Raw genomic sequence first — 21,922 nt, 5'->3', positions numbered from 1 at the left:
TCGGCCGGCAGCGCCTAACCTGGCCCTCGATGGACCTGCTGGAACGCGACGACGAACTGGCCGCCCTCGGCCGCCTGCTGGCCGAGAGCGCCGCCGGTGGCCGGGTCGCGGTCGTCAGCGGCGAGGCCGGCGCCGGCAAGTCGGCCCTGGCGGCCGCGTTCGCCGAGGCGGCCGGCCCGCGCGCGCACGTGGTGTGGGGCGCCTGCGATCCGCTGCTCACGCCGCGGGCGCTGGGCCCGCTGCACGACATCGCCCGCGCGCTCGGCGGGCGCCTGCGCGACCGGATCGCCGACGCACCCCGGGGCGAGGTGTTCGACCTGTTCCTCACCGCGCTCGACCGCCCGCCGCAGGCCGCCCGCCCGGTCGTGGTGCTGGAGGACCTGCACTGGGCCGACGAGGCGACCCTCGACATGGTCGCGTTCCTCGGCCGCCGGCTCGCGCTGTGCCGGGCACTGCTGTTCATCACCTACCGGGACGACGAGATCGCCCCCGACCACCGGCTACGGACCGTCCTCGCCGGACTTCCGCGCGACCGCACCCGGCGGGTGAGCCTGCCGCCGCTCTCCGCGGCGGCGGTGGCCGAGCTGACCCGCCGGGCGGGCCGGGACGCCACCGACGTGCACGCCGTGACCGGCGGTAACCCACTGCTGGTCACCGAGGTGCTGGCGGCCCGCACCGAGGGTGTCCCGCCCACCGTCCGCGACCTGGTGCTGTCCCGGCTGGCCACACTGGACGAACCGGCCCGGGACGTGGCCCGCCTGGTCTCGGTGGTCCCGGCGTACACGTCGGCGGAGCTGCTGGCCGGCCGGGCCGCCGCCGTCGACGCGTGCCTGGCCGGCGGGATCCTCGGCGCGAAAGGCGACGGCGTCGCCTTCCGGCACGAGTTGCTGCGGCGGGCGGTGGAGGAATCGCTTTCCCCGGTACGCCGGATGGCCCTGCACGCCGAGGTCCTCGCCGCGCTGACCGCCCGCCCCGGCGTCGACCCGGCCCGTCTCGTGCACCACGCCCATCACGCCGCCGACGCCGAGGCCGTCCGGCGCTGGGCGCCGGTGGCCGCCCGCCGGGCCGCCGCGGTCGGCGCCTACCGGCAGGCCGCCGCCCACTACGCGACCGCGTTGCCGCTGCTGGCCGGCCATCCGCCGGCCGACCGCGCCGACCTGCTGGAGGAGTACGCGTCGGCCAGCTACCACGGTGGTCTCAGCGCCGAGTCGATCGAGGCCTGGCGGCAGGCCCTGGCCCTGCGCGAACAACTGGCCGATCCGCTGGGGGTGGGCGGCGACCTGCGCTGGGTGTCCCGGCTGCTCTGGTGGAACGGGCGCCCGGACGAGGCCCGCGCGGCGGCCTGGCGAGCGGTCCAGGTGCTCGAGGCGGTGCCGCCCGGCCGGGAGCTGGCCGCCGCGTACAGCAATCTGTCGCAGCTTTTCATGCTGGCCGGTGAGCTGCCGGAGGCGATCTCCTGGGGCCGCCGGGCGCTGGAGCTGGCCCTGCTGACCGGCGACCGGGACACCGAGCTGCACGCCATGGTCAACATCGGTTCGGCCCGGTGGAACGCCGGCGACCGGGCCGGGATCGCCGAGCTGGAACGCGCCCACGAACTGGCCGCCGCGGCCGGGCTCGACGACCACGCCGGCCGGGCCCTGGTCAACCTCGCCACCAGTGCGGTGGACGCCTGCGACTTCGCCACCGCCGAGTCGACGTTCGACCGGATGGTCGCGTTCCTGGCCGCCCGCGACCTGGACGGTTACACCCGGCACGTGCTCGGGCACCGGGCCCGCCTGGAGTTGTTCCGCGGTGACTGGCGGGCCGCCCTCGACGACGCCGAGCAGGCCCTGGCCGGGCCGCCGGTGCCGGGCCCGTCGCTGGTCCCGGCGACCGCCGTCCGCCTCACCGTGCGGGCCCGGCTGGGCGAATCGGGATTGCTCGACGAGGCGCGGGACGCGGCCGACCGGGCCTACCGGGGCGGCGAGATCCAGTTCGTCGGGCCGGCCGCGGTCCTGCTCGCCGAGCTGTACTGGCTGGCCGGCGACGACGAGCGGGCCGCCGCCGAGGCGCGCCGCGGCCTGGCCGTGGCCGAACGGGGCGGGCGGCAGGCCGGGCAGGCGTGGTTCCTCGGCGAGCTGGCGTTCTGGCTGTGGCGGTGCGGCGTCCTGGACGCGCCGCCGCCGGGTGCGGCCGAGCCGTACCGGCTGGTCATCGCGGGGGAGTGGCAGCGGGCGGCGGCCTGGTGGCGGGAGCGGGGTTGCCCGTACCCGGAGGCCGAGGCGCTGTCGGCCGGGGACCCGGCCGCGGCGCTGCGGATCTATGACCGGCTCGGTGCGGTGCCGGCCGCCCGGCGGTTGCGGGCCACCCTGCGCGAGCGGGGACTGCCGGTGCCGCGCGGTCCGCGCCCGGCCACCGCGGCCGACCCGACCGGGCTGACCGGCCGCCAGCGGGAGGTCCTCGCCCTGCTGGCCGAGGGGCTGAGCAACGCCGGCATCGCGGCCCGGCTGACCCTGTCGGCCAAGACCGTCGACCATCACGTCTCGGCGGTGCTGGCGAAGCTCGGGGTGTCGACGCGCGGCCAGGCGGCAGCTGCGGCCCACCGCCTCAACATAGGGAGCTCTCCCCATGTGCCGGGGACCGGGGATTCCTAGCGTCGAAGGCATGACGGAACTCGTACTGGACGGACTCAAGGCCAAGCAGCAGAAGACCTGGGCCAGCGGCGACTACGGCGCCGTGGCCGCACTCATCCAGCCGATCGCCGAGGAACTCGTGCAGGCCGCCGACCTGTCGGCCGGTAGCCGGGTGCTGGACGTCGCGGCCGGCACCGGCAACGCGGCGATCGCGGCCGCCCGCTGCGGCTGCCGGGTGGTCGCCACCGACTACGTGCCCGAGCTGCTCGCCCGGGGCCGGGACCGGGCCGCCGCCGAGCACCTGGCGATCGACTTCAAGGTGGCCGACGCCGAGAACCTGCCCTGCGACGACGGCGAGCACGACGCGGTGCTCTCGGTCGTCGGCGCCATGTTCGCGCCCGACCAGGAGAAGGTCGCGGCCGAACTGGTGCGGGTGTGCCGGCCGGGCGGCACGATCGCGATGGCGAACTGGACCCCGGACGGCTTCATCGGCGAGATGTTCCGGACGGTGGGCCGCCGGGTGCCGCCGCCGGCCGGCATCCGCGGCCCGGTCGAGTGGGGCAGCGAGGCCCGGGTCCGGGAGCTGCTCGGCGGCCGGGTGCGCGAGTTGCACCTGATCCCGAGGGTCTTCGTCTTCCGCTTCGAGTCGGCCGAGCACTTCGCCGATTACTTCCGCGCGCACTACGGCCCGACCCTGAAGGCGTTCGAGGCGCTCGGCGCGGACAGTAAGCCGCTCTACGACGACCTGGTCGAGCTGGCCGCCCGGTACAACTCGGCGACTGACGGCACCTGCAAGATCCCGTCGGCGTACCTGCAGGTCCTGGCGGTCCGCTGAAGCTAAAGGCCGGTCTCTTCGGCGGGGGTGGGCATCCGGCTCGGCGTGGCGGCGCCGAGCCGGCGGCGGGCCGCGGCCGGTTCGAGGGCCGCGGTCACCGCGCCGACACCGGCGGTGGCGAGTTTCTCGAACTCGCCCCGCAGCAGCGGGGTGGCCAGTTTGGCCAGGCCGTGCAGCTCCAGGTCGACCCGGTAGGTCACCTCGGTGCCGCCCGGCACCGGGTGCAGCACGACCGTCTCGACGCAGGTGGCGTTCTCGCTGCGGCCGTGGAAGACGAGCCGGCCCGGCTCGGCGGTGATCAGCGTGTAGAGCAGCTCGGTGGTCACCCCGAACAGCTTGCGGATGTGCCGCCAGTGCGTGCCCCGGGTGATCGGCCCGGCGTCGACCCGGCTGGTGCGCCGGGCCGACGGATCCCATTCCTGCGCGTTCGCGTAGTCCTGCAGGTAGCCCAGCACGACGCCCGGGGCGGCTGTCACGGTGAACGTGCGCTCCACGACGATCATCGGTCCCCCAGGGCGTCGGCGTGCGGTCCCAGCGTAATGGCAGCTTCTGATCAGTGCCTGTGTTTCGTCCAGGGGTTGAAATGCCGCACGAATCGGCGCTGCCAGGGGGTCTCCACGGCCTTCGGGTGGTAGTGCTCGCGGACGAACGCGACGGCCTCGCCGGCCGGCACGCCGTCCAGCACGGCCAGGCAGGCCAGGGCGGTTCCGGTGCGCCCACGACCGCCGAAACAGGCGAGCTCGACCCGGTCACTCTCGGCGCGGGCCAGGGCTTCGGTCAAAACCTTCCGGGCGTACGCCGGGTCGGCCGGTAACCGGAAGTCCGGCCAGCGCACCCAGCGCGACTCCCAGCCGAACTCCGGTGGCTCCGAGCCGAGCAGGTAGACCCCGAACGTCGGCGGGTGCCCGGACGGCATCGGATGGCCCAGCCCACGGCCGCGGACCAGCCGCCCCGATGGCAACGACAGCACGCCCTTCTCGCGCGCGTCCCACAGATTCATCCTGTTACAGTGCCTGACATGTACAGCTTCAGCGAGCGACGCCGGCGATCTGACGACCGCCGCTGAAGTCTGCTTTTCCGCCGGCGGGTCGAACCCGCCGGTGATCTCTGTTCATCCGGCCGACCCGCGTGTTCCCCGATGGGTTGCCGATGAATCTCGAAGCTCTCCTTACCGACCGGCTGGCGGCGGCGTTCGCCGTGGTGGCCGGCACGACCGTCGACCCGGTCGTGCGCGCGTCGCAGCACGCCGATTTCCAGTCCGGGGCCGCCCTGGCGCTGGCCCGGCACCTCGGCCGCCCGCCGCGTGACATCGCGGCCGAGGTGGTCGCGGCCGCCGACCTGGCCGGCCTGGCCGACGTCGAACTGTCCGGCCCCGGCTTCCTCAACCTGACCGTCCGCGACGAGGTGCTGGCGGCCGCGGTCGAGGCGCTCGACGACCGGCTCGGCGTCCCACCCGCCGCCGCGCCCGAGCGGGTGGTCATCGACTACTCCGGCCCCAACGTGGCCAAGGAACTGCAGATCGGCCACCTGCGGTCGACCGTCATCGGCGACGCCCTCGCCCGGCTGTTCACCTTCGCCGGGCACGACGTGGTGCGGGTCAACCACCTGGGCGACTGGGGCACCCAGTTCGGCATGCTCATCGAGCACCTGCTGGAGGTCGGCGGGGACGGGTACTCGCTGGGCGACCTGACCGATTTCTACCGGGTGGCCCGGGCCAAGTTCGACGGCGACGAGGAGTTCCAGACCCGGGCTCGGCTGCGGGTGGTGGCGCTGCAATCCGGTGACCCGGCAACGCGGACGATGTGGCAGCGGCTGGTCGGGCAGTCCGAGGTGGACTTCATGGCCGTTTATGACCGGCTCGGCGTGACCCTCGCGCCGGACGACTTCGTCGGCGAGAGCTTCTACCAGGACCAGCTGGCGTCGGTGCTGGCCGAGCTGGAGGAGAAGGGCCTGCTGGTGGAGAGCCAGGGCGCGCTCTGCGCCTTCCCGCCCGGCTTCACCGGACGGGACGGCGAACCGCTGCCGCTCATCGTGCGCAAGAGCGACGGCGGATTCGGGTACGCCGCGACCGACCTCGCCGCGCTCCGGCACCGGGTCCGGGAGATCAAGGCCAACCGGCTGCTGTACGTGGTGGGCGCGCCGCAGCGGACCCATTTCCGGATGGTGTTCGCGATGGCCGAGCTGGCCGGCTGGCTGCCCGACGGGGTCACCGCCGAGCACATCGAGTTCGGCGCGATCCTCGGCACCGACGGCAAGATGTTCAAGACCCGGTCCGGCGCCAACGTCCGGCTCTCCGCCCTGCTCGACGAGGCCGACCAGCGGACCAGCACGCCCGAGGTCGGGATCGGCGCGATCAAGTACGCCGACCTGTCCTCCGACCGGCGCTCGGACTACGTCTTCGACTGGGACCGGATGCTGGCCTCCACCGGCAACACCGGCCCCTACCTGCAATACGCGTACGCCCGGATCCGGTCGATCTTCCGGCGGTCCGCCGAACCCGGCGGGCCGGTCTTCCTCACCGAACCGGCCGAGCGGCGGCTGGCCCTGGCGCTGCTCGGTTTCGAGTCCGTCGTGGACGCCGCCGTCGCGCAGCGCGAACCGCACCGGCTCGCCGGTTACCTGCACGACCTCGCGGTGGCGTTCTCCGGCTTCTACGAGACCTGCCGGGTGACCGGCTCGCCGAGCCGGATCACCCTGGCCGACCGCACCGCGACCACCCTGCGTGTCGGTCTGGATCTTCTCGGCATCGATATGCCGGATGAGATGTGAGAAGCGGGATGGTAGCTGTGACATGAACGCATCACGATGTCCTCGCACGTGGAAGCATCGGTGGTTATCGTGCCAGAGGCGCGCCCACCAGGCGCGTGTTCCGATTCTGAAAGGTTCGTGATGACTTCTCCCGCCGGTGTATCACGGCGCACTGTTGTCGCCGCCTCGGCCGCCGCCGCCGTCGCGGCGCCGTTCGTCGCCTCCGAGGCCGCCTCGGCCCACGGCAAGGGCCACGGCCACCCCGCGCCGAAGCCGCCCGCGACGTACCACCTCACCGTGCTGGGTACGTCCGACACCCACGGCAACGTCTACAACTGGGACTACTACAAGGACGCCGAGTACGACGACAGCGCCCACAACGACATCGGGGTGGCCAAGCTCGCCGCCCTGGTGAACAAGCTGCGCGCCGAGGCGACCGGCGGCACGCTGGTGCTCGACGCCGGCGACACCATCCAGGGGACGCCGCTCGCGACGTACTACGCGAAGCAGGAGCCGATCACCACGACCGGCGAGAAGCACCCGATGGCCCGCGCGATGAACGTGCTGCACTACGACGCCGTGACCCTGGGCAACCACGAGTTCAACTACGGCCTGCCGCTGCTGAACCTGTGGATCCGCCAGCTCGGCTTCCCGGCGCTCGCCGCCAACGCGGTCAGCGCCAAGACCGGCAAGCCGGCCTTCACGCCGTACGTCATCAAGCAGGTCTCCCTCGGCAAGCACGCGCCGACCCTGCGGGTCGGGATTTTGGGTCTTACCAACCCGGGCGTGGCCATCTGGGACAAGGGGAACGTCGAGGGCAAGCTCGAGTTCCTGGACATGGTGACCACCGCGGCGAAGTGGGTGCCGGAGATCCGCCGGCGCGGCGCCGACATCGTGATCATCTCGGCGCACGGCGGCGACAGCGGCACCTCCAGCTACGGCCCGGAGCTGCCGAACGAGAACCCGGTCGCGCTGATCGCGCAGAACGTGCCGGGCATCGACGCGATCCTGTTCGGGCACGCCCACCTGGAGATCCCGCAGCGGTTCGTGACCAACACCCAGACCGGCAAGCAGGTGCTCACCTCGGAGCCGTCGAAGTGGGGCCAGCGGCTCACCAAGATGGACTTCGACCTGGTCCGCGAGCACGGCAAGTGGAAGATCACCACCGCGGCCGCGACCACGCTGAACACCAACACGGTCGAGGCCGACCCGAAGGTCCTCGCGGTGGTCAAGTCGCAGCACGACAAGACCGTGGCGTACGTCAACCAGATCGTGGCCACGTCCACCGAGACGCTGTCCGCGGCCACCTCGCGGTACGAGGACACCCCGATCCTCGACTACATCAACAAGGTGCAGACCGACACGGTCGCCGCGGCCCTGGTGGGTACGGCGTACGCGGCGCTGCCGGTGCTGTCGATCGCCGCGCCGTTCAGCCGCACCGCGGTGTTCCCGCAGGGCGACGTCAAGATCAAGGACGTGGCCGGACTCTACATCTACGACAACACCCTGGAAGCGGTCGTGCTGACCGGCGCCGAGGTGAAGGCGTACCTGGAGTACTCGGCGAAGTTCTTCGTCACGCTCGCGCCGGACGCCCCGGTGGTGGCCGCCTCGATCAGCGACCCGGCCGTGCCGGACTACAACTACGACGTGCTCTCCGGCGTCGACTACGACATCGACATCAGCAAGCCGATCGGCTCGCGGATCACCCGCCTGCAGATCGCCGGGGCCGACGTCGACCCGGCCGCGCAGTTCGTGGTGGCGGTGAACAACTACCGGCGCTCCGGCGGCGGTAACTTCCCCGGCATCGTGAAGACCCAGGTCTACAACGCGCAGCAGGAGATCCGTCAGCTGCTGATCGAGTGGGCCCAGGCCAAGGGCTCGATCAACCCGGCCGACTTCTACGTCAAGAACTGGCAGCTCGTCCGCAACGGCGTACCCGTCGTCTTCTGATCCTGATGGTGAAAGGGGCGCCCATCCGGGCGCCCCTTTCGTCTATCGAACGACCGCTACCTGCAATTCGGTGACCCACTTGTCGAAGTCGTCGGGTGGGCAGTCCAGGTAGACCTCGCGGGCGTAGCCCGGCGGCACCGTGCGGTAGCCGTTGTCGTCGATCCAGGTGGCGAGCTTCTGCCCGGTGCGGAACGCCTCGCTCATCGAACCCTGGTGCAGCGCGGTCGCCGCCTGCTCGATCGCCGGCAGCACCACCACCGCGAAGCCCGCTTCCCCGCCCACCTCGGCGTCGCCGATCGGGAAGGCCGCGTGCACGGTGATCGTCTCGTCCTCCGGCCCGGTCGGCGCGGCCTGGTAGTAGGCGATCGGCGACCCGGTGATCGCCACCCCGGCCTTCGCCAGCAGCTCCATCAGCCGTGGATAGAGCGGACTCAGATTTTCGGTGATCGACGACGGGTCGTCGTAACTGGTCGCGACGGCGGACAGTTCCGCCACCCGCAGCGGCGCGATGGTCTTGACGACGACGTCTCCGGTGTCCATATGGCCCTCGATCTCGATCATGCGGAGACGTGCGTCGACCTGGGCCAGGCGCAGATTGTCGCGTTTCACCTGGGCGGCCAGCTCGGCCCGGCGCAGCCGCAGCATGCCGCGCATCTCGCCGGAGTCGACCTTCTCCTCGATCAGCGTCTGCACCTGCAGCAGCGTGAAACCGAGGTCCTTGAGGGCGACGATCCGGTTGAGCGTGCGCAGTTGGCTCGCCGCGTAGTAGCGGTAGCCGCTGTGCCGGTCGACGTGGGCGGGGCGGAGCAGGCCGATGGCGTCGTAGTGGCGCAGCATGCGCACCGACACCCGGCCCAGGCCGGCGAAGTCTCCGATACTGAACATGGTCCTCGTAGCCTCCGGCCTGACACGGTGTCAGGGTCAATTACCCGGTGCCGGCGCCTGCCCCCGTGCCCGGCGGCGTCGTGGTGGGCTCGGTGGTCGGCGGGGTGGTGGTGGGCTCGGTGGTCGGTGCGGTCGTCGGTGCCGTGGTCGGCGGGGTCGTCGGCGCCGTGGTGGTCGGCGTCGCGCTGACCGACGGCGTCGCGCTTGTCGACACCGAGGCGCTGGGCGCGCTCGACGAGGAGCGCGGGACCGCGTTCGGCTTGACGCTCGGCCGGGTGCTCGACGCGCCGGGCGCCGGCAGCAGGGGGTCCTCGGTCTGATCGTCGACCTCGGCCGAGGGCACCGTGATCGGATCTTGCACGCGGTTGTTGTCGCTGGTGTTGTGGAACAGGATCGCCATGGTGAGGCCGACCGCCAGCACCGCCATCACCACGATCGCCGCCAGCAGCGCGGTCTGGCTGCGCTGCGGGCGCTTGACCGGCCGGGGCACCGCGAGCGGCATGTCGCGGGGGACCGGCACCGTGCGGGTCGGCGCGGCCGGGCTGAGCGGGGCGACCAGAGACGTGCCGGTCATCCGTTTCCAGTCGAGCGGGCCGGCCGCCTCGTAGGCCGCGGCGGCGAACTCCGCGGCCGTCTCGAACCGGTCGGCCGGCTGCTTGGCCATCGCCCGGGCGATCAGGTCGCGGACCGCCGGCGGCACGTGCGCGGGCAGCGGCTCGGGCTCGTCCTCCAGGTGGCGCAGCGCCACCTGCAGGGCGTTGTCGCCGTCGAACGGCGGGTTGCCGGCGATGCAGTGGTAGGCCACCGCGCCCAGCGCGTAGATATCGGTGGCCGCCGTGACCTTGCCCTTGGCCACCTGCTCGGGCGCCATGTAGAGGGCGGTGCCGACGATCGCGTTGAGCTGGGTGACGCTCGTCACGGCGGCCGAGCGGGCCACGCCGAAGTCGACGAGCACGACCGCGCCGGTCGGTTTTACGATCAGATTGCCCGGTTTGACGTCCCGGTGGACGACGCCGACCTCGTGCGCGGCATGCAGCGCGTCGGCCGCCTGCGCCACGATCGACATGGTCTCCTCGACCGGGAGCGTGCCCTGCCGGACCCGGGCCGAGAGCGGTTCGCCCTCCACATAAGCCATCACCAGATAGGCGACCTGGTCGGCGTCGGAGTCACCGTCGCCGGCCCCGGCGTAGTCGTAGACCTCGACGACACCGGGGTGCCGGAACGAGGCCATCATCCGGGCCTCGCCGTAGAAACGCGCGGCGAACTCCGGGTCGGCGAGCATGGCCGTCTTCAACACCTTGACCGCGATGACCCGGCCGAGGATGACGTCGGTGCCGCGCCAGACCTCGCCCATCCCTCCGGTGGCGATGCGCTCGTCCAACCGATAACGGTTGCCCAGGACGTTCCCCGCTGACAGCACCGACGGACCTTATCTGATCAGGTGGCCATGCCACAGCAGTCGAATGTCGCCCAACTCTACAGACGCATGGCCGTCAACGGGGGGCGAGCGGAGGCACCCTTCGCCCGGCCGCGGAATCCGCGATGAGCTGGGAAAGGCGCCGTTCCCGGGTCTCCGGGCGCTTGGCGCTGATCACCCAGTGGCTCGCCGCCCGGCGGTAATACGCCGATTGCTTCGCGAACCATTCCCAAGCCGTCGAGTCGGTCTTAAATCGGGCGGTCTGCTCGGCGTCCAGCTCGGCGCCGCCCTGCTCGTACGAGTACGCCGGCGGCGCGTCGATCTTGCGGCTCTCGAACGCCCGGGTGCCGGCCGGTCGCATCAGCCCGCGCTCGGTCAGCTCGGCGATCTTGGCCACGTTGACCTCGCTCCACACGCTGCCCTTGCGACGCGGGGTGAACCGGACCCGGTAGCTCGCCTCGTCGATCCGGCGCGACACGCTGTCGATCCAGCCGAAGCAGAGGGCCTGCTCGATGGCCTCGGGATGGGTCACCCCGGTGCGGCCGGAGCCCTTCTTCCAATAGCCGACGAACAGCTCGGGTGCGGTCGCGTGGTGCTGCTCGAACCAGGCCCGCAGGTCGTCGGCGGTGTCGAAGAACTGTGCCTCCACCGGCACAGCGTAGGGCCGCCGGGCGGCAAAGGGCTCCGCCCGGCGGCCACGACTTTCGCGTCGCTCAGACCTCGGTGACGATCACCGCGGTCTCGCTGAGCTCACGCTCCTCGGCCTCGGCCTGCTTGGCCAGGGCCACCCGGGTGTACGTCGCCGCCGCGAAGCCCACCGCCGCACCGATCAGGCCGGCCGCGATCACCAGGCCCCATGGGGTGCTCTGCTTGCGGCCGGACAGCGCGGCCGCGGCCGCGTTGGCCCGGGCCCAGGCCTCGTCGGCCTTGCCGCCGGCCAGACCGGCCAGCTCGTGGCCCTTGTCGCCGGCGACCGACGCCGCCTTGGAGGCGGTGTCCGCCATGGCGGACGACAGGTAGTCCCACGCCTGGGCCGCGGTGCGCTCGGCCTTGCTCAAGGTGCTGGAAGACATGGTCGTTTCCCCTCCTGCGTTGGCCTACCCAGTCTCACCTGCCCATGTGCGTCATCCGGCAAACGTGTCCGCTGTGGACGACATCACGTTTTGGAAACGGCTGGACAGGCCCCGGTAGTCTTGACCCGGTTCACACGAGCCACTCAGGTGGCTAACAGGTTCGGAGCCTAACCTTTCGGTCAGTCTCACCGAACCTTTCAGGGGTAGTCTCGACTCCCCCTGAGGTGGGCAGGCTTGTAGCGAAGCACTACGCTCCGTTGCGGCCCGCGCACAGAGGAGCTGACGCCCGGAGAAGCCGGGCGGGTGGAGGGAATTGGCGTGACGCTGTCGATAATGACGTCGACGCTTGCCGACGGTGTGGTGGAGATCTCGCCCAGCGGCGAGATCGACGTGGAGAACGCTTACGAGATCCGGGAGACCGTCGCGGGCTTGCTCGCCGAGGGCCGCCCCACCCGCATCGAGCTCAACATGCAGCACGTGACCTTCATCGACTCGGTGGGCATCAGCGCGCTCGTCGCCGCCTTCCAGCTCGCCGGGGTCAGTGAGGTCAAGCTGGTTGTCACGCGACCCAGCCGCTTCGCCCACCGCCAGTTGTGGGTGACGGGGCTGCTCGGCCTCTTCGGCAATCCGCAACCGTTCGGCGGCGCCGAGTCGGAGCAGCCGACCGTCTCCGCCTAGGCCCCAGCCGTCAGGCCCCAGCCGTCAGGCCAGTGCCGACGAGTGCACCGGCACCGTCTCCAGGTTGAATCGCACGTCCGCGGCCTCTACCGGGGCGCGCAGCGGCGTGACCACGGCGAAGTGCTCGGCCAGGGCCGCGAGGTCGGTCTGCGGCTCGAGCAGGTCGTCAGCGGCCTGCACGGCGGTGCGCACGAACCCCTCGCCGGCCTCGGCGATGCTCATCTGCACCTGGCCGAATTGAGCGAGCGCGGCCCGGCGCAGTCCGCGGATCCCGTCCAGGTGCAGGTCCGGCACGTTGAGGTTGAAGACCGTGCCGGGCGGCGTGTGCAGCAGCGTCGGGATCAGCCGGGCGGCCAGGTCGGCGGCGCTGCTCCAGTGCCGCTTCTCGTCGTCGGCCTCGGTGATCACGTCGATCGCGGCGCCCCCGCTGCGCGAGGACGCGGTGCGCGGCGACAGCACGTCCAGCGAGACGGCCATCCCGTGCAGACCCGCGTACGAGCCGGTGAGGGTGGCGCCGACCGTCCCGGAGTGCACGACCGCCGAGCCGGCGTTGGCGCCCCGATTGATCCCGGACAGGATCATCGTGGGGGTCTCGCCGAACGCCTCGCGCAGCGCCAGCAGCACGATGTACGCCGGGGAGGCGGCCACCGCGTACGCCGGGATGTGCTTGGCCTGGGGCAGTTCCCGCTTGTGCAGGATGATCTTGCCGTGTTCCTCGACCGCGGTCATCGAGGCGCTGCTGCCGCTCGACTCGGTGATCGGCGCCGCGACGACCACGTCGTGGCCCTCGCGTGCGGCGGCCCGGGCCAGGTACCGCAGGCCCGGAGCATCGATGCCGTCGTCGTTGGTGACCAGAATTCTCGTACGGGTTGTCATCGCGCCTTCTTGATCGGGGTGAGCTGGACCCGCTCGGTGAGCACCTGGACCGCGTCCAGGTGTCCGGTTCCGAGACCGTGCCGGGTGACGTTCAACGCGCCCGCGGCCGCCCCGGTGCGGACCGCTTCGCTCATCTCGCCGCCGCGGGCGAGCACGGCGGCCACACCGGCCGTCATCGAGTCGCCGGCGCCACGGCCGTCGGTGAGGGTCAGCTTGGGGGTGCCGACCCGGTAGATCTGTTCGTTGATCAGGGCGAGCGCACCGGCGTCGGCGCGCGAGACGAGAGCCGCCTCGGCCCCGTCGTCGTGCAGCTTGAGCAGTGCGTCGGTGAGGTTCTTCTCGGAGTCGTCCTTGGAGAGCCCGTCCGCGATCAGCTCCTCGTGGCTGACCTTCACGACGTTGAGCCCGGCGCCCAGAACCGCCTTCAGGTGATCACCGCACAGGTCGGCGATGACCTTGCAGCCGTTTGCCCGGAGGTCGGCGGCGAGCCGCCCGTACACCTCCGGCTTGATCACCGACGGGTGCGCCGGGCCGCTGAGGATGGCGATGCCGGCCCGCAGGCCCTCGGCCAGGGCGAGGTTGTAGAGCTCGTCGAGTTCGTGCCGGGTGAACGGGGAACCGGCGATCTCGGCCAGCGAGCGGCGCTGGCCGTCCCGGCGGTCGTGGACGTACCAGCCGCTGCCGCTCTCCCGCGGGATGGTGCGCAGGGTGACGCCCTTGAAGTCGAGCAGCGGTTTGAGAACCCGCCCGACCTCACCGCCGACCGCGGCGCAGAGGATCACCTCGGCGCCGAGCGAGGTGATCATGCGGGTTTGCCAGATGCCCTGACCGCCCGGATGAACGTGCAGTTCGGGCTGATCGTGCTGCTGTTCGATGGTCACCGTGAGTTGAGGTGCAGGCGCGAAGACCATGACCCGAGCGTCGCTCATATCCGACATTTTGCACTTCTGTAGGCACCCGGACCGGGAAAAGACGATTAAAACTCAGAGTTCGAGCGCCTCATCGGTCAACTCGCGTACCGCGCCGGCCAACTCCGGGCTGGTGCGCAGGAGGTCCTCCAGTCGCACCCGCCACTTGCCGGCCTCCACGTCACTCGCGTGCCGGTCGCCGCCGGTCTCGACCAGCGCCGTCAGCAGGAGCTGCCGGGTGTCGGCGAACTGGCCGTAGATCTCACTTCCGAGGCGGCTCAGCACCCGGGACGCGAAGGTCTCCGAGTGCGGGCTGCCGGCGGCCCGGACGAACGCCCGGGCACCGTCCCAGGCGATTCGGGGATGGTGGATGACGGACTGGGTCATGGCTGTGTCCCTCCGTGATGGCATGGCCACCAAGCGTAGAGACGACGCCGGGAACCGGACGGTGGTTGGCGGACGCGGTGGCCAGTGTGACGATCGTGCACCCTCAGGTGTGATGATCACCACCCTGCGGGCGCACACCGTCCGCTGGAACCGACCGGCTCGACCTGCAGCGTGGCGTGCTCGATGTCGAACTCGTCGTGCAGCGCCTCGCGGGCCGTGTCGAGCACCGCCGCCAACTCGGCCGCGGGCTCCAGGCTCAGATGCGCCGAGGCCACGTCCATGCCCGAGGTCAGCGTCCAGACGTGCAGGTCGTGGACGTCGCAGACGCCGGGGACGGCGGCCAGCCGGGCGCGCACCGCGGTGATGTCCAGGTGCTCCGGGGCGGCCTGCACCAGGATGCGCACGGCCGAGCGGCCCAGCGCGAAGGTGCGCGGCAGGATCATCAGGGCCACGATCACGGCGACGATCGGGTCGGCGTAGGACCAGCCGGTCAACCCGATGATCACGGCGGCCACGATCACCCCGGCCGAGCCGAGCAGGTCGCCGACCACCTCGAGGTATGCCCCGCGGACGTTGATGCTCTCCTTGGCGCCCGACCGCAGCAGCGCGAAGGCGATCAGGTTGATGATCAGGCCGCCGATCGCCACCACCAGCATCGAGCCGGCCGGCACGTCGGGTGGGTCGGTGAACCGGCGCACCGCCTGCACCAGCACGAACCCGGCCACCGCGGTGAGCAGGACGGCGTTGGCCAGCGCGGCCAGCACCTCGAGCCGGTAGAGCCCGAACGTGCGGTGCGAATCGGCCCCGGCCCGGCCGGCCGCGGTGATCGCGGCCAGCGCCATCGCGATGCCGAGCACGTCGGTGAACATGTGGCCGGCGTCCGAGAGCAGGGCCAGCGAGCCGGTCATCAGCGCGGCGGCCGCCTCGACGACCATGAACGCGGCCAGCATGCCGGCCGCCCACCAGAGCCGGGCGCGGTGCTTCGCGCCGGCGTGCAACGCCTGCGTCCCGTGGTCGTGCCCGGCACCCATGCCTCAACCCTCCGTCGGCGCCTCGCGCTCCGGCCAATGTATGCGTACATCGCTATATGTGCAACCCGAACCGATCGCCCGAAACGGGGGTATGCACTGACTGACAACACAAAAGCACCGCCTGGAAAGGAACCCAATCTCCGTGTCCAGACGTACTCTCGCGATTGTCGTCTCCACCCTGCTGGCCGTGGCGCTCGGCGCGTCGCCGGCCGCCGCACATTCCCCCATCCGGACGCTTTCGCTGCCGGCCGGCTTCCAGCCGGAGGGCATCGCCATCGGCGACCGCCCGTACGCCTACTTCGGCTCCCGCCGCGACGGCGACATCTACCGGGTCAGCCTCAAGACCGGCGAGGGCAGAGTCCTCAGCGAGGGACCGGGCACCCCGTCGCTCGGCCTCAAGATCGACGACCGCGGCCGGCTCTTCGTGGCCGGCGGCAGCGGCGGCGACGCCCGGGTGATCGACACCCGGTCCGGTGCCGTGCTGAAGTCCTACCCGCTGCAGACCGTGCCGTCGTTCATCAACGACGTCGTGCTCACCGGCGGTGCCGCCTGGTACACCGACTCGACCAACCCGGTGCTGTTCAAGCTCTCCCTGGCCAAGGGCAAGCTGCCCGACGCCGCGACCAGGGTGCCGCTGACCGGCCAGATCGCCTACACCACCGGCAACAACGCCAACGGCATCGCCGCGACCCCGGACGGCCGCGCCCTGATCGTCGTGCAGTCCAACACCGGCAAGCTGTTCCGCACCACCTACGCCGGGGTGACCACCGAGATCGACCTGGGCGGCGAGCTGGTCCCGAACGGTGACGGCCTCTGGCTGCGCGGCCGCGATCTGTACGTGGTGCAGAACCGGCTCAACCTGATCGCCAAGATCCACCTGAACCGGGCCGGGACGGCCGGCGAGGTAATCGGAAGGACGACCGACCCCTCGTTCGACGTCCCGACCACCATCGCCGAGTACGGCAACCGCCTCTACCTGCCCAACGCCCGGTTCACCACCCCGGCCGAGCCCACCACCACCTACGACGCGGTCAGCGTACCCATCCCCTAAGAGACACTGCCCGTAGCCGGCATCCAGTTGGCGTCCGTCCCCACCGTGGTCAGGCGCTGGGTGGCCCGGGACAGGGCGACGTAGAGCGTGCGGATCCCGGCGGCGTCCTTGGTGAGCGCCGCCGGCTCGACGAGCACGACCGCGTCGTACTCCATGCCCTTGGCCTCCAGCGCCGTGACCACCTGGACCCGCTCCGGCAGCCCGGTCAGCCAGCCGGCGATCTCCTCCTGGCGCGGCACCGGGGTGATCACGCCGATCGTCCCGTCCACGTCGGTGAGCTGCTTCTCGGCCAGCTCCCGCACCAGCCCGGGCAGCCCGGCCGCGGTGGCCACCAGGTCGACCGGCTCGACCCCGGTGCTGCGCACCGCCGACGGCAGTGGCAGGTCGGGCATGATCGTGCGGATCACCCGCGCGGCCACCTCGAAGATCTCCGACGAGTTCCGGTAGTTGGTGGTCAGCGCGTAGGTGTTGCGCCGGCGCGAGCCGAGTGCCCGTTCCCGGGCCCGGTCCAGCTCCTCCAGGTCGCCCGACCAGGCGGTCTGGGCCGGGTCGCCGACGATGGTCCAGGATGCGTACTGCCCGCGGCGGCCGATCATCCGCCACTGCATCGGCGTCACGTCCTGCGCCTCGTCGACCACCACGTGCGCGTAGTCGCGGTAGTCCTCGTCCCGCTGCACGTTCTGCGAGCGGGCCGCGGCCTGGCGGTCGGAGAAGGTGCTGACCTCCTGGACGCCATCGCGTACATGGAACGGGTTTTTGCTCTTCTGCTGCGGTTTGCGGGGCCGGCCCATCAGCTCGTCCAGCTCGTCCAGCAGCGCCACGTCGGCGATCGTCGGGCCCTGCTCGTCGAGCAGCGCGAACGAGCCCTCCAGCAGCCCGATCTCCTCCCGGGAGAGCAGCCCGTTGGCGTAGTTGCGCAGCCGGGCCGGGTCGGCCAGCCAGCGCAGCACCCGCAACGGGGTGAACCGGGGCCACCACGCCTTCAGGAACTCCCGGAAGTCGTTGCGGTCGGCCAGCTCGGCCTCGAACTCCCGCTTCTCCGGCAGGCCGGCGGGCTTGGACTGGCGGGCCTGCGCCCAGAGCGCGTCGAAGAGCCGGTCGAAGCCGTGGCTGCGGACCTCGTTGCGGCGGGCGCCGCGGGGCAGCGCCTTGCGGCGGATCTGCTCCAGCTCATTGGCGCCCAGCCGCAGCAGCGTGCCCCGGTAGAGCAGGCGCAGCTCGGTGGGGGCGCCCGGCACCGCGTCGTGCGAGGCTCGTTCCAGCACCCGCCGGATGCGCAGCGAGCCCTTGATCGCGGCGACCGGCCCGGAGTCGACCCGGGTGGTGTCGTAGGCGGGCACCAGCGAGCCGAGCGAGCGCAGGGTCGCGGTGTCCTCGCCGAGCGAGGGCAGCACGGTCGCGATGTACTCCACGAAGACGCCGGACGGGCCGACCACCAGGATGCCGCCGCCGGCGAACCGGCTGCGGTCCGAATAGAGCAGGTAGGCCGCCCGGTGCAGGGCCACCGCGGTCTTGCCGGTGCCCGGGCCGCCGGTCACGATCGTCACCCCGCCGGCGGGGGAGCGGATCGCCTCGTCCTGCTCGCGCTGGATGGTGGCGACGATGTCGCGCATGCCGTGCCCGGTCGCCTTGGACAGGCTGGCCAGCAGGGCGCCGTCGCCGACCACCCGCATGTCGTCGGGGGCCGCCTCGGGGTCGAGCAGGTCGTCCTCGATCCCGGTGACCCGTTCCCGGGCCGACTGGATCATCCGGCGGCGCACCACGCCGAGCGGCTCGGCCGCGGTGGCCCGGTAGAACGCGGCGGCCGCGGGCGCCCGCCAGTCGACCACCAGGGGCGCCGAGTTCTCGTCGCGGATGCCCATCCGGCCGACGTAGTGGGTGGCGCCGGTGGCCAGGTCGAGGCGGCCGAAGACCAGCCCTTCGTATTCGGTGTCGAGGGCGTGCCGGCGGCGGGCGGCGTGGAAGACCATCGCGTCGCGCTCGACGAGGGCGCCGAACGTGCCGACGCGGGAGAGCTGGTAGCCCTCCTTCTCGGCGCGCGAGGCGTCCCGGCGCAGGTCGACGAGCCGGGCGTAGACCCGGTCGACGTGCTTCTGCTCGAGCGCGATTTCTTGCTGAAGGACGGTGGGGTCGCTCAAGTCGGTGGATCTCCCTTTTCCAGCCCCGGAGAAAAAGGGGGGCAATCGAATTTACTCCCCGGAGACCTGTCCTTGACAGTCGGGTGCCGGTCTGGATACTTAAGCAAGTGCTTAACCATCAGCTCGACCGGATGTACGCGGCACTCGCCGACGGCAGCCGGCGCACCATGGTCGACCGGCTCAGCCGTGGTCCGGCCACCGTCAAGCAGCTCGCCGAGCCGCTGACCATGTCGCTGCCGGCCGTGCTCCAGCACCTGCGGGTGCTGGAGGAGAGCGGCCTGGTCCGGTCGGAGAAGGTCGGCCGGGTGCGCACCTGCCGCCTCGAGCCGGCCGCGCTGCAACAGGCCGAGCAGTGGATCGCCGACCGCCGGGCCGGCTGGACGGCACGCCTGGACCGTTTGGAAGCATTCCTTGAGGAGGACGAGCAATGACAAACCGGACGACGGTGCACGACACCTTCCGGATCGAGCGCCACTTCGACGCCGTACCGCAAAAGGTCTTCAATGCCTTTGCCGACCCGGCCGCCAAGGCGAAATGGTTCGGCGGGCCGGCCGAGATGAAGCGCGAGGACGAGTCGTTCGACTTCCGTGAGGGCGGCCGGGAGACGCAGGTGTCGGTGTTCGAGAACGGCACCCGGTTCGGCTTCTTCGCCACCTACACCGACATCGTGCCGGGCGAGCGCATCGTCTACACCTACGAGATGTCGATGAACGGCGAGCGCATCTCGGTCTCGGTCGTCACCGTCGAGGTGGCCGCCGGCGCGTCCGGCGGCACCGACTTCGTGGTCACCGAGCAGGGCGTCTACCTGGACGGCCTGGACACCCCGGCGCAGCGCCGGCAGGGCACCGAGGACCTGCTGGACGCGCTCGCCAAGTCCCTTTAGGCGGCCTTCCGGAGCGTGCGGCGGCGCTTGACCGGAATCGCCCGCCGCACGATGTCGGCCAGCACCGCCGAGACGTCCACGTGTCGCTCGAGGATCAGCATGTGCCCGGCACCCGGGTAGACGGTCAGCTCGGTGCCGGGCAACGCCTCGGCGATCGAGTTGGCGCACGGCGGCGGGGTCAGCCGGTCGCGGTCGCCGACCAGCACCGCGGCCGGCACGTTTCCGAGCCGGGCCAGCGTGTCGAGGCGCTGCTGCTCACCGATCGAGGTGCGGAAACCGCCGATCGAGCGCAACGACGTACCCCCCACGCTCTTGATCGTGATCTGGAGGGCCGCGTCCTCGTACTCATCGCCGAAGAGCAACCACCGCAACGCCGGCCGAAGGGCCGGCAGCACCGCGCGATGGGGCCGCCAGGCCCCCGAGCGGGCCAGCAGACCGGCGCCGAGCGTCTCACCCGCCCGCATCAGCAGGGCCAGCCGCGGCGGCAGGCCGTAGCGGGTGTGCGCGTGCCCCTCGGCGGTGGTCGACACGAAGAGCAGCCCCGCCACCCGGCGGGTGAACTCGTCCGGGAACCGGTGCGCGAACTCCATGATCGTCATCCCGCCCATGGAATGCCCCGCCAGCACCACCGGCCCGTCCGGCGCCACGACCCGCAGCACCTCGGCGAGATCCTCACCCAGCTGCCCGAGCGTCGCCGACGCCAGCCGGGTCGACCCCGAACGCCCGTGCCCGCGCGTGTCATAGGCGATCACCCGGGGCGTAGGCCGCATCTCCAGCAGCGCCGCCACCTGGTGATGCCAGGTGCGCCGATCAAGACACCAGCCGTGCAGCAGAACCACGGTGACCTGCGCGTCCGCCGGCCCCCAGGACTCCACGCACAGCGTCGCACCGTCGGCGAGCGTCAATTGCGACCGCTCAGACATGGGCACCTCCGCCAGTAACACGGCCCCGTTGTACCCACGGGTAATAAGCATCACTCGCGATCAGTCAGACCGCCACTGTTACAAACAGATTTCTTGGCAGTTTTGCAAGCGGAACGTGAGTTGTCTCGCACTCCGTGTTCACCTGCCCGATGTCAGCGAGAATCCCTTCATGACGACCGACCCGTCGGCTCCGGCCACCTCTCCCGTGATCACCGCCGAGGAGGCGCTGGCCGAGCTCGTAGCGGGCAACAAACGCTTCGTCAGCGGCCGCCCCGAACACGGCCACCGCGTCTCCTCAGCCGCGGCCGCTTCCGGCGGCCAGCAGCCACACGCCGTCGTGGTCGGCTGCATCGACTCCCGGGTCCCGCTGGAGGCCATCTTCGACCAGACCTTCGGCAGCATCTGCGTGGTCCGCTCCGGCGGCCACGTGGTCGACCGCGCGGTCCTGGGCTCGGTCGGCTTCGCCGTGGCCAAGCTGGGCGTCCCGCTGATCATGGTGCTGGGCCACAAGCGCTGCGGCGCGGTCCAGGCCGCGGTGGAGGCGGTCCGCACCAACGAGTACCCCGAGGGCGACATCGGCTACCTGGTGGATCAGCTGACCCCCGCGGTGCTCGCGGTGGGTGCCGACGACCCGGACGCCCCGGAGAAGGCAATGCGAGCCCACGTGGCCCGCACGGTCCGTCGCATGCGCGACGTAACCGGCGTAACGGACCCGGTGGCTTCCGGCCAGGTAGACATCGTGGGCGCGGTCTACGACCTGGACACCGGCTTGGTGGATCTCCTGCCGTAATTTTTCAGTACGGCGAGCGAGCAGTCCCGCCGAGCAGCGCCCGCTAGCCGCGTTCCCGGCGCCGAAGCGCGCCTTTCGCGCAAGGCGAGGGGTCGCGCTCCCAACCCCGCGCCGCGCCAGGCCGGGCTGGGTACGTCCCGCCGGGCCCTGGCCCGCCGGGGCCGCATCGCCTCGCGCCGCGCCGGGCCGCATCGCCTTGGGCCGGGCAGCCTCGGGCCCGCTTCACGCCGGGCCGGGCCGCGCTGGGTCGCATCGCGCCGCGTCCCGTTGGCACCCCGCCGCCTTGCCGCCGCTGGCGGTGGGTGGTGGGTTGGGCTGGGTTGCCATGCGGCGTGGGTGCCGTCTTGCTCGCCTTGCCGCCGCTGGCGGTGGGTGGTGGGCTGGGCTGGGTTGCCATGCGGCGTAGGTGCCGCCTCGCTCGCCCTGCAGCCGCTGGCGGTGGGTGATTGGCTGGGCCGGTCGCCGCACGGTGTGGGCCGGATCGTCTATCTGCCCTCCGGGCGCGGCGGCCGCAGTTCGCGGCTTTGAAGCGCTTTGTGCGCAGATCTTGAAGAGTTAGGCCGTCGTATGGGGGTGAAACTCACCAAGATCTGCGTTTTTGCCCGGCGGCTCGCTTTCTGACTGGGAGGCCCGCCCCCGCGGTGCCGCGCCGGGCCTCGCGGTGCCCCGCGCCCACTCGTGGCATCCGCGCTCGGCCCCGCGGCGCGGTACCCGCGCTGCCCGCGCGCCCATCGCAG

At 71.5% G+C, this 21,922-nt stretch carries 21 protein-coding genes; 9 read left to right on the top strand and 12 right to left on the bottom strand.

The window, feature by feature from the left end:
* Positions 1-29: 29 nt before the first annotated feature.
* Positions 30-2,633 carry an ATP-binding protein gene (locus Ate02nite_RS44730; protein ID WP_203814074.1) on the top strand — a complete coding sequence of 868 codons (2,604 nt, stop codon included), beginning with the start codon at positions 30-32 and terminating at the stop codon, positions 2,631-2,633.
* 10 nt (positions 2,634-2,643) lie between these two features.
* Positions 2,644-3,447: a class I SAM-dependent methyltransferase gene (locus Ate02nite_RS44725; protein ID WP_203814073.1), complete on the top strand. Its 804-nt coding sequence runs from the start codon at positions 2,644-2,646 to the stop codon at positions 3,445-3,447.
* Positions 3,448-3,449: 2 nt separating this feature from the next.
* Here Ate02nite_RS44725 and Ate02nite_RS44720 read toward each other — a convergent pair whose 3' ends face one another.
* Both Ate02nite_RS44720 and Ate02nite_RS44715 read right to left on the bottom strand, forming a co-directional pair.
* A complete protein-coding gene (locus Ate02nite_RS44720; protein ID WP_203814072.1) occupies positions 3,450-3,950 on the bottom strand; it encodes an SRPBCC family protein in 501 nt (166 codons plus the stop codon).
* A gap of 50 nt (positions 3,951-4,000) precedes the next feature.
* Entirely contained in the window at positions 4,001-4,447 is a 447-nt protein-coding gene (locus tag Ate02nite_RS44715) for a protein-tyrosine phosphatase family protein (RefSeq protein WP_203814071.1), read from the bottom strand.
* A gap of 149 nt (positions 4,448-4,596) precedes the next feature.
* Here Ate02nite_RS44715 and argS point away from each other — a divergent pair, with 149 nt between their 5' ends.
* Positions 4,597-6,216 (top strand): arginine--tRNA ligase, encoded by a 1,620-nt coding sequence (gene argS, locus Ate02nite_RS44710; protein ID WP_203814070.1) that lies wholly within the window; start codon positions 4,597-4,599, stop codon positions 6,214-6,216.
* A gap of 120 nt (positions 6,217-6,336) precedes the next feature.
* A complete protein-coding gene (locus Ate02nite_RS44705) occupies positions 6,337-8,145 on the top strand; it encodes a bifunctional metallophosphatase/5'-nucleotidase (protein WP_203814069.1) in 1,809 nt (602 codons plus the stop codon).
* A gap of 42 nt (positions 8,146-8,187) precedes the next feature.
* Here the strand turns inward: Ate02nite_RS44705 and Ate02nite_RS44700 are convergent, their stop codons facing one another.
* From Ate02nite_RS44700 to Ate02nite_RS44685, 4 genes are all read right to left on the bottom strand, one after another.
* Positions 8,188-9,030, bottom strand: a complete 843-nt coding sequence (locus Ate02nite_RS44700; protein ID WP_203814068.1) for a MerR family transcriptional regulator — start codon at positions 9,028-9,030, stop codon at positions 8,188-8,190.
* A 40-nt stretch (positions 9,031-9,070) separates the two neighbouring features.
* A complete protein-coding gene (locus Ate02nite_RS44695) occupies positions 9,071-10,450 on the bottom strand; it encodes a serine/threonine-protein kinase (protein WP_203814067.1) in 1,380 nt (459 codons plus the stop codon).
* A gap of 73 nt (positions 10,451-10,523) precedes the next feature.
* Positions 10,524-11,096: a YdeI/OmpD-associated family protein gene (locus tag Ate02nite_RS44690; protein ID WP_239148167.1), complete on the bottom strand. Its 573-nt coding sequence runs from the start codon at positions 11,094-11,096 to the stop codon at positions 10,524-10,526.
* A 64-nt stretch (positions 11,097-11,160) separates the two neighbouring features.
* Complete coding sequence (locus Ate02nite_RS44685) at positions 11,161-11,520, bottom strand: hypothetical protein (protein ID WP_203814065.1); 360 nt, start codon at positions 11,518-11,520, stop codon at positions 11,161-11,163.
* Between the two features lie 318 nt (positions 11,521-11,838).
* Here Ate02nite_RS44685 and Ate02nite_RS44680 point away from each other — a divergent pair, with 318 nt between their 5' ends.
* Positions 11,839-12,198: an STAS domain-containing protein gene (locus Ate02nite_RS44680; RefSeq protein WP_203814064.1), complete on the top strand. Its 360-nt coding sequence runs from the start codon at positions 11,839-11,841 to the stop codon at positions 12,196-12,198.
* A gap of 24 nt (positions 12,199-12,222) precedes the next feature.
* On the opposite strand, the gene surE is transcribed toward Ate02nite_RS44680, so the two are convergent.
* From surE to Ate02nite_RS44660, 4 genes are all read right to left on the bottom strand, one after another.
* Positions 12,223-13,074: a 5'/3'-nucleotidase SurE gene (surE, locus tag Ate02nite_RS44675; RefSeq protein WP_203814063.1), complete on the bottom strand. Its 852-nt coding sequence runs from the start codon at positions 13,072-13,074 to the stop codon at positions 12,223-12,225.
* Complete coding sequence (locus tag Ate02nite_RS44670; RefSeq protein WP_239148166.1) at positions 13,071-14,003, bottom strand: 1-phosphofructokinase family hexose kinase; 933 nt, start codon at positions 14,001-14,003, stop codon at positions 13,071-13,073. Before Ate02nite_RS44670 ends, surE begins: the two co-directional genes overlap by 4 nt.
* A 54-nt stretch (positions 14,004-14,057) precedes the next feature.
* Positions 14,058-14,369, bottom strand: a complete 312-nt coding sequence (locus tag Ate02nite_RS44665; protein ID WP_203814062.1) for a hypothetical protein — start codon at positions 14,367-14,369, stop codon at positions 14,058-14,060.
* Between the two features lie 116 nt (positions 14,370-14,485).
* Positions 14,486-15,400, bottom strand: a complete 915-nt coding sequence (locus Ate02nite_RS44660; protein WP_203814061.1) for a cation diffusion facilitator family transporter — start codon at positions 15,398-15,400, stop codon at positions 14,486-14,488.
* A 142-nt stretch (positions 15,401-15,542) separates the two neighbouring features.
* On the opposite strand from Ate02nite_RS44660, the gene Ate02nite_RS44655 reads away from it, so the two are divergent.
* A complete protein-coding gene (locus Ate02nite_RS44655) occupies positions 15,543-16,451 on the top strand; it encodes an NHL repeat-containing protein (RefSeq protein WP_203814060.1) in 909 nt (302 codons plus the stop codon).
* Here the strand turns inward: Ate02nite_RS44655 and Ate02nite_RS44650 are convergent.
* Complete coding sequence (locus Ate02nite_RS44650; RefSeq protein ID WP_203814059.1) at positions 16,448-18,589, bottom strand: HelD family protein; 2,142 nt, start codon at positions 18,587-18,589, stop codon at positions 16,448-16,450. The genes Ate02nite_RS44655 and Ate02nite_RS44650 overlap by 4 nt on opposite strands.
* A 107-nt stretch (positions 18,590-18,696) precedes the next feature.
* On the opposite strand from Ate02nite_RS44650, the gene Ate02nite_RS44645 reads away from it, so the two are divergent.
* Both Ate02nite_RS44645 and Ate02nite_RS44640 read left to right on the top strand, forming a co-directional pair.
* The gene (locus Ate02nite_RS44645) at positions 18,697-19,020 is read left to right on the top strand and encodes an ArsR/SmtB family transcription factor (protein ID WP_239148165.1); all 324 of its coding nucleotides are present in this window, start codon (positions 18,697-18,699) and stop codon (positions 19,018-19,020) included.
* On the top strand, positions 19,017-19,472 hold the full coding sequence (locus tag Ate02nite_RS44640; protein ID WP_203814058.1) for an SRPBCC family protein: 456 nt from the start codon (positions 19,017-19,019) through the stop codon (positions 19,470-19,472). The genes Ate02nite_RS44645 and Ate02nite_RS44640 overlap by 4 nt, the downstream gene beginning before the upstream one ends.
* On the opposite strand, the gene Ate02nite_RS44635 is transcribed toward Ate02nite_RS44640, so the two are convergent.
* Entirely contained in the window at positions 19,469-20,395 is a 927-nt protein-coding gene (locus tag Ate02nite_RS44635; protein WP_203814057.1) for an alpha/beta fold hydrolase, read from the bottom strand. The genes Ate02nite_RS44640 and Ate02nite_RS44635 overlap by 4 nt on opposite strands.
* A 169-nt stretch (positions 20,396-20,564) precedes the next feature.
* Between Ate02nite_RS44635 and Ate02nite_RS44630 the strand changes: the two genes are divergently transcribed.
* The gene (locus Ate02nite_RS44630) at positions 20,565-21,185 is read left to right on the top strand and encodes a carbonic anhydrase (protein WP_203814056.1); all 621 of its coding nucleotides are present in this window, start codon (positions 20,565-20,567) and stop codon (positions 21,183-21,185) included.
* Positions 21,186-21,922 lie beyond the last annotated feature (737 nt).

It is taken from the genome of Paractinoplanes tereljensis (assembly GCF_016862435.1).
In the GTDB taxonomy this organism is placed as follows: domain Bacteria; phylum Actinomycetota; class Actinomycetes; order Mycobacteriales; family Micromonosporaceae; genus Actinoplanes; species Actinoplanes tereljensis.
The sequence above is the reverse complement of the archived record's forward strand: the minus strand, read 5'-3'. Positions and strand labels throughout refer to the sequence as shown.

Coding starts and splice junctions, on each gene's coding strand:
- Ate02nite_RS44640 (WP_203814058.1), top strand. CDS start 19,017: ATGACAAACCGGACGACGGTGCACGACACCTTCCGGATCGAGCGCCAC.
- Ate02nite_RS44730 (WP_203814074.1), top strand. CDS start 30: ATGGACCTGCTGGAACGCGACGACGAACTGGCCGCCCTCGGCCGCCTG.
- Ate02nite_RS44665 (WP_203814062.1), bottom strand. CDS start 14,369: ATGACCCAGTCCGTCATCCACCATCCCCGAATCGCCTGGGACGGTGCC.
- Ate02nite_RS44630 (WP_203814056.1), top strand. CDS start 20,565: ATGACGACCGACCCGTCGGCTCCGGCCACCTCTCCCGTGATCACCGCC.
- Ate02nite_RS44725 (WP_203814073.1), top strand. CDS start 2,644: ATGACGGAACTCGTACTGGACGGACTCAAGGCCAAGCAGCAGAAGACC.
- Ate02nite_RS44715 (WP_203814071.1), bottom strand. CDS start 4,447: ATGAATCTGTGGGACGCGCGCGAGAAGGGCGTGCTGTCGTTGCCATCG.
- Ate02nite_RS44720 (WP_203814072.1), bottom strand. CDS start 3,950: ATGATCGTCGTGGAGCGCACGTTCACCGTGACAGCCGCCCCGGGCGTC.
- Ate02nite_RS44670 (WP_239148166.1), bottom strand. CDS start 14,003: ATGAGCGACGCTCGGGTCATGGTCTTCGCGCCTGCACCTCAACTCACG.
- Ate02nite_RS44635 (WP_203814057.1), bottom strand. CDS start 20,395: ATGTCTGAGCGGTCGCAATTGACGCTCGCCGACGGTGCGACGCTGTGC.
- Ate02nite_RS44705 (WP_203814069.1), top strand. CDS start 6,337: ATGACTTCTCCCGCCGGTGTATCACGGCGCACTGTTGTCGCCGCCTCG.
- Ate02nite_RS44660 (WP_203814061.1), bottom strand. CDS start 15,400: ATGGGTGCCGGGCACGACCACGGGACGCAGGCGTTGCACGCCGGCGCG.
- Ate02nite_RS44685 (WP_203814065.1), bottom strand. CDS start 11,520: ATGTCTTCCAGCACCTTGAGCAAGGCCGAGCGCACCGCGGCCCAGGCG.
- argS (WP_203814070.1), top strand. CDS start 4,597: ATGAATCTCGAAGCTCTCCTTACCGACCGGCTGGCGGCGGCGTTCGCC.
- Ate02nite_RS44700 (WP_203814068.1), bottom strand. CDS start 9,030: ATGTTCAGTATCGGAGACTTCGCCGGCCTGGGCCGGGTGTCGGTGCGC.
- surE (WP_203814063.1), bottom strand. CDS start 13,074: ATGACAACCCGTACGAGAATTCTGGTCACCAACGACGACGGCATCGAT.